This window comes from Methanoculleus sp. UBA413 (assembly GCF_002502935.1).
Classification (GTDB): domain Archaea; phylum Halobacteriota; class Methanomicrobia; order Methanomicrobiales; family Methanoculleaceae; genus Methanoculleus; species Methanoculleus bourgensis.
In genome coordinates this window covers 27,610-33,427 of sequence record NZ_DAQR01000080.1, presented here as the reverse complement: position 1 = coordinate 33,427, position 5,818 = coordinate 27,610, and the positions used below count along the sequence as shown (strand labels likewise).

The window sequence follows — 5,818 nt, the reverse complement described above, 5'->3', positions numbered from 1 at the left end:
CAGGACCCGCAACATAAGGTGAAATGGTCCACTAGTGGAGCATTTCATCTAATATTGCCTGTGCAATATCGCCTCTCACGTTGAGCGCGAAGCCTTGATGCCCGTGTATCCCCAATCAGAACCCTTCGCGCTCTTCGCGTCTTCGCGTGCGGCTGGCGATCACGCCCACGCACCCTCAAGGTAAGGTGAAATACTCCACTAGCCCATCACCCGAACCTGAAGACCCAGAGCCCCTCCCCGGCGATCTCCCGCCCGGCCAGATGCTCAAGTTCGTGGTCGATCCCGTAGGCGGTGGAGCCGGAGAAGGTCATCTCCGCAACCTCGAGTTCTTCGGTCCTGATCTCGCGCTCGAGCGGGTTGACGGTCATCCTGATGACCCGGTCGGCGCCGAGGCGCACCCGGTAGGGCCGCTCGACCAGCAGCCGGGCAGGGACCTCACCGCACTTCTCGAGCCGGTGGACCGTGCCTTCACGGTCAAGGAGCACCGGGTTTGTGAAGAGGTAGATCTCCTCGAGGGAGTAGCCGGTCCGGCTCTCGTCGTCGTAGACCGTGGTCTTCTTCACCGCCGATATGGCGGTGACATCCCCCGAGGCGTAACTCCAGTCACCCCCGTAGCGGAGCGAGAAGAGGAGGGGGATGAGGGCGTCGGCCGGTATGCCGAACCGGTCGGCAAGCGCGGCCTCTGTGGCGGCAAAGGCGATCTGTCGTGGAATGTCGCTCTCCATCGGTTATCCCCTGGGCGGGCCGGGATAAAATACCCTGCCCCGCTATCGGGGGAAGACGTGGACCGCCGAGGCCTTGAAGGTGACATGGGCCTCTTCCCCTTCGGCGAGGCCCAGGCGGGCGACGCTCTGCCGGGTCAGGACGGCGACGAAGGGCAGGCCTGCGTTGACAACGACTCGTGAGAAGATGCCGTTCTGCTGGATCTCGGTCACCGATCCTGAGAAGGCGTTTACGGCGCTCGACTCAAACGCCTCACGGGAGACGATCATCTCCTCGGGCCTGATGCCGACGCAGACGTCGCCCTCGACCGCGGTGACGGTCCGGAGGGTGATGGCGCCAAGGTCGATCGTCGCCTCCCCGTCCCTGACCCTCGAGACCCCGTAGAAGACGTTCTCCATGCCGGTGAAGGCGGCGACGAACTCGGTGGCTGGCTTCCTGAAGACCTCGTCCGGCGTCCCTGTCTGGGCGATCCTCCCGTCCTGCATCACCGCCACCCGGTCGGCGAGGGCGAAGATATCCTCAAAGTGGTGGGTGATGTGGACGACCGTCGTCCCGGTCGCCCGGTGGACGGCTTTGAGTTCCCGCCTGAGCCGGTCCCGGGTGACGGCGTCGAGCGCCGAGAGCGGTTCGTCCAGGAGGAGGACGCGGGGCCGGAGGACAAGCGCTCTGGCGATTGCGGCCCGCTGCTGCTCGCCGCCCGAGAGCGTCCCCGGGGTGCGGTCGAGGAGGTGGCCGATCCCGAGCAGGTCTGCAGTCTCAGAGACCAGCTCCCTGATCCGGTCTGGTTCAGTCTTTCGCTGCAGGAGGCCAAACCCGATATTCTCTTCCACGGTGAGGTGGGGGAAGAGCATGTAGTCCTGGTAGACCATCCCGATCCCCCGGTCCTTCGGGTCGGTGCGGGTGATATCACGGCCGTCGAGGCTGATCGTCCCCGAAGCGGGCGCATAGATCCCCGCGATCGTCTCAAGGAGGATGGTCTTTCCCGCACCGGTCGGCCCGAGGATGATGAAGTACTCTCCGTCGTCGACGGTCAGGTCCACGCCGTCGAGGGAGAACTCCCCGAGGGAGAGGGAGAGTCCCCTGACATCGAGCATCAGAAGATCCCCCGGCTGTCGCTGTAGCGCTCAAAGACCGCAAGCGACGCCACCGATATGACGATCAGGATGACCGACGCGGCGATGGCAAGGTCGAGGTCTCCGGTTGACATGTTCAGGAAGAGCGCAATAGGCAGGGTCTCGGTCTTCATCTGGGTGGCTCCCGCGAGCATGAGGACCGCACCGAACTCGCCGATGGACTTAGACCAGGTGATGACGAGACCGGCGACGATGCCGCTCCTGGCCAGCGGGAGGGCGACCTGGCGAAACGCCCCCCACTCGGTGCATCCGAGCGTCCGGGCGACGTGCTCGTAGCGGGGGTTGATCGTCTCGAAGGCGGACCGGGTGACCCTGACCATGTAGGGGAGGTTGACGAAGAACTGGGCGACGATGATCCCGAGCGGGGTGTAGATGACGTCGAGCCCCGTGGCCGAGAGCATCCGCCCGAACGTCGAGGGACCGTAGAAGATGAGCAGCGCCACGCCCGCAACGAGCGGCGGGAGGGCGAGCGGGATATTGAAGATGCTGTTGATGAGCCCCTTGCCCGGAAACGAGAACCGGGCGAGGGAGTAGGCGACCGGGACGGCGGCGACTACACAGAGGGTGGTCGAGATCACCGATGTGATGAGCGAGAGTTTGATGGCAAAGAGGATCTCGGGGGAGGTGAGGCTCTCGATGAGGGCCGGGAGCGGCGGGTAGACCACGAGGCCGACGATGACGACGACCATGTAGGCGACCAGACCGAACAAGACTGCGAGAAAGAGCGCCTTAAATGCGGAGGGGCGGGAGAGGGCATCCCGGTTCGGGGGCACGGCCGACCAACCTAGAATGATGCGCTCTGCCGCCTGATCTGTTCGACGTGCCGGGGCGTCACCCACCCTGATCCTGCGTCAGGAACGCTGTCAAACTCAGGGATGTAGGGCCTGATGTCGAGGACCGGCGTCCCGTCCAGGAGGTCGACGCCCTCGACGGAGACCCGTCCTTCGTCGATCCCAAGAACCCTGACGACCGACACCCCGAGCCGGTTCGGGCGGTTGAAGTGCCGGGTCGCAAAGATACCGTGCGGCTCGGCGCCGTCGATGAGCGGCCGTTCGCTGAGTTCTTCGCCGGCGGCCCGGTGGAACCGGTAGATGAGGATGATGTGGGAGAACTCCGCGAGTGCCGCGAGCCCGTCCCGGAACTCAGGGTAGACCTCCACCGTCCCGCGGGCGGTGGAGAAGATGCTCTGGATCGGGGTGGCGGTCGGGTCCGAAAAAGGGGTGCGGGCAATCCCGACAGCCCTGCAGGAGTAAGCTTCGCTCTCCTTCATGGCTCGATCCCCGCGTACGCCGGGTCCGGGTAGGTCGGGAACCCGTGCTTTGCAAAGATCGCCTTCCCCTCATCGGATGTGACGAACGTAGCGAACTGCCGGGCGGTGTCCGGCTGCGTCGTGAAGGTGGTCTGCCCAATCGGGACGATGAGGGTGAGGCCGTCTTCCTGCGCCAGATCGATGGTATCCATCTTCTCGGGGTTGATCATGTCGAGCGTGAGGAGCGCGGCATCGGCGGTGCCCATGTTCATCGCGACCACCACTTCATTGATCGTCGGTGCCCGGAGAACGACGTTCTTCTCAACGGCGTCGAGGATACCGTGCTTCTGGAAGAGTTTGTCGCCGGCCCTGCCGATCGCGGTGGATTCTGCGCCGCCGAGCGCGATCTTCAGCCCCGGCCGGGCGAAGTCGTCAACCGAGGTGATATTCTGCGGGTTCCCCTTCTGGACGGCGATGATCGGGACATGGTAGGCAACGTACCCGGGTTCTCCGACCAGCCCCTTATCCTGTGCTATCCGGTAGTCAGGCGTCCCGCCGGGGATGAAGGCGTCACCCTTCCGGGAGAGTTCCATCTGGCTGATGAGCGTGCCCGAACCGGCGAAGTTGTACTCGACGTTGATACCGGTCTTCTCGGTGAACGCCGCTCCGATCTCGTTCATCGGCTTCTTGAGGCCTGCGCCGGAGTAGACGAGTATCGATGTATCGGTCGCACCGGGGGTGGTGTTGTCGCCGGTGGCCGGCGCCTGCTGGGATGTGCATCCCGCCGTGCAGAGGAGGCCGGCGAGGATGACGATGGTAATCAGTGCTATGGCTTTTTTCATCATGGATACCGTTCAGTATCCACTCCGGCGATATTAAAGTGCTATAGTTTACTTCTCTGTTATGTAAATATTGTTAACTTAATATTCTCCCATATTAACAGAACCGATCGTCAGACCGCATGGTGCGGGCGGCCCCTGATGTCGTGGTCAGCCATCCGGCGCGCTCGTCGGGATAGGCGTCGAACGCCGGGACGTAGGGCTTGATATCGAGGACCGGGGTGCCGTCCAGGATATCCACGTCCTCGACGGTGAGCGTCGCTCCATCGACGGCGATCAGCCTGAGCATGGAGATCCCGATGGCGTTCGGGCGTCGGGGCGCCCGGGTCGCAAAGACGCCGCGTGGTGTTTTGTCGAGGAACGGGACCACTTCGAGCGAGTAGCCGTTGGAACGGTGGAAGTGGTAGAGGACGATGATCCGGGAGAACCCTGCGAGGTCTTGTAAGCCGGCGGCACAGGCCGGGTCGAGCTCGATCGTGCCCCGGACGCCCCGGGCGCCGACGGGCTGGATGGGCATATCCCTGGGGTCGCTGAAGGGGGAGTGGACGGTGCCGATCGGGGTGAATACGATCTCGGTCATGGATATCACTCGAAAGGGTGTTGTCCGGCAAAAACGAAGAGGGTTTGTGTACAGGCAGACTTGTGGGAGACGAGGCGCCGTTGGGTGCGAACTGATGAAGCCTCGCGCGAAGAAGGGTCATCCGGCTTCTCATACCCCTCGTTGAATCGGAGTGCCGGGGCAAGCTGACAAGATCTCACGCGAATGCCGCGAAGTTCGGTTGCTGGGCGGTATCGTCCCCTTCGCGCTCTTCGCGCCTTCGCGTGAGATTTCATCACGGTGGATAGAGCCTCGCGCGTTGCCCGCGAAGCCGCGAAATCCAGTTTCCGGGCGCTGAGAACTCACATTGAGGCGTCACGTGAGGCCGCATCATTGTCGGCTGTCAAAATTAGCGAAGTACTGGTGCCGAAGGCTCATGGCGCGCTTACCGCGGAAGGCGGGTTACATCGCTATTAACGGGTTTTGGCCTTCTCAGCGGTGATCCGGGCCCGGAGGTCCCGTGCGGCACCTGTGATATCCTCCTGCCCGACGACCGCCGATATCACCGCTACCCCGTCGGCCCCTGCGGCGATGACGTCGCCGACGTTTTCCGGGTTGATGCCGCCGATCGCGACGAGGGGGAGGGAGACTGCGGAGCGGAGCGCGGAGAGCATGGATAACCCGTGGCCTGGGCCTGCATCGTCCTTGGACGTGGTCGGGAACGTGGGGCTGAGCGCCACGTAATCGGCTCCTGCCGCGGAGGCGCGGACCGCCGCGGCGACTGACCCCACCGAGGCCCCGATGACGAACCCGGGCGGAGCGATCCTTCGCGCGTGCTCGATGGGGAGGTCGCTCTCGCCGAGGTGGACCCCGTCGGCACCGGCCGCGAGGGCTACGTCGAGACGGTCGTTCACGATGAAGAGCGCGCCGGCGTCATAGGTGATCTCGCGGATGGCAGTGGCCGCGGTGAGGAGGTCGCGGCCGGAGAGTCTCTTGTCGCGGAGCTGGATCACGTCAGCACCGCCGGCGACGGCACGCTGCGCGATCCCGGCGTGGGAGAGGCCGTGTCCAACTCCCTCATCGGTGATCACGTAGAGGTCATACGCCATGGGGTCCCTCGAGCCGTGCATGCTCCGCAAGGTCGCCGGGGGTGAGCACGGAGAGTTCGTCAAAGAGTGCCGTCCGGAACGAGTACGGCCCGCGTGCCCCTGCCGCGGCCCGCTCCCCAGCCAGGCCGAAGGCCGCGAGCGCCGCCGCCGATGAGACCGCGTAGTCGTCTGCGATCGCGGCGAACGCCCCGGTGACCGATGCGGCCATGCATCCGGTCCCGGAGAGG

The 5,818-nt window shown here is 64.4% G+C and carries 8 protein-coding genes; all 8 read right to left on the bottom strand.

Annotated elements, in window-relative coordinates; all coding sequences use genetic code 11:
- Positions 1-206 precede the first annotated feature (206 nt).
- The gene (locus tag BP858_RS06370) at positions 207-725 is read right to left on the bottom strand and encodes a RimK/LysX family protein (RefSeq protein ID WP_014866033.1); all 519 of its coding nucleotides are present in this window, start codon (positions 723-725) and stop codon (positions 207-209) included.
- 42 nt (positions 726-767) lie between these two features.
- The gene (locus tag BP858_RS06365; RefSeq protein WP_281767254.1) at positions 768-1,817 is read right to left on the bottom strand and encodes an ATP-binding cassette domain-containing protein; all 1,050 of its coding nucleotides are present in this window, start codon (positions 1,815-1,817) and stop codon (positions 768-770) included.
- Positions 1,817-2,629: an ABC transporter permease gene (locus tag BP858_RS06360; protein ID WP_286879135.1), complete on the bottom strand. Its 813-nt coding sequence runs from the start codon at positions 2,627-2,629 to the stop codon at positions 1,817-1,819. The genes BP858_RS06365 and BP858_RS06360 overlap by 1 nt, the downstream gene beginning before the upstream one ends.
- 11 nt (positions 2,630-2,640) lie before the next feature.
- Positions 2,641-3,126 (bottom strand): tRNA (N6-threonylcarbamoyladenosine(37)-N6)-methyltransferase TrmO, encoded by a 486-nt coding sequence (gene tsaA, locus BP858_RS06355; protein ID WP_286879134.1) that lies wholly within the window; start codon positions 3,124-3,126, stop codon positions 2,641-2,643.
- The gene (modA, locus tag BP858_RS06350) at positions 3,123-3,950 is read right to left on the bottom strand and encodes a molybdate ABC transporter substrate-binding protein (RefSeq protein WP_014866037.1); all 828 of its coding nucleotides are present in this window, start codon (positions 3,948-3,950) and stop codon (positions 3,123-3,125) included. The genes tsaA (BP858_RS06355) and modA overlap by 4 nt, the downstream gene beginning before the upstream one ends.
- 91 nt (positions 3,951-4,041) lie before the next feature.
- On the bottom strand, positions 4,042-4,524 hold the full coding sequence (gene tsaA, locus BP858_RS06345; RefSeq protein WP_014866038.1) for a tRNA (N6-threonylcarbamoyladenosine(37)-N6)-methyltransferase TrmO: 483 nt from the start codon (positions 4,522-4,524) through the stop codon (positions 4,042-4,044).
- 431 nt (positions 4,525-4,955) lie between these two features.
- Positions 4,956-5,591, bottom strand: a complete 636-nt coding sequence (gene thiE / locus BP858_RS06340) for a thiamine phosphate synthase (RefSeq protein WP_286879143.1) — start codon at positions 5,589-5,591, stop codon at positions 4,956-4,958.
- On the bottom strand, positions 5,581-5,818 hold a 238-nt coding region (locus BP858_RS06335), incomplete at its 5' end, for a hydroxyethylthiazole kinase (protein ID WP_286879133.1). The genes BP858_RS06335 and thiE, both read right to left, overlap by 11 nt.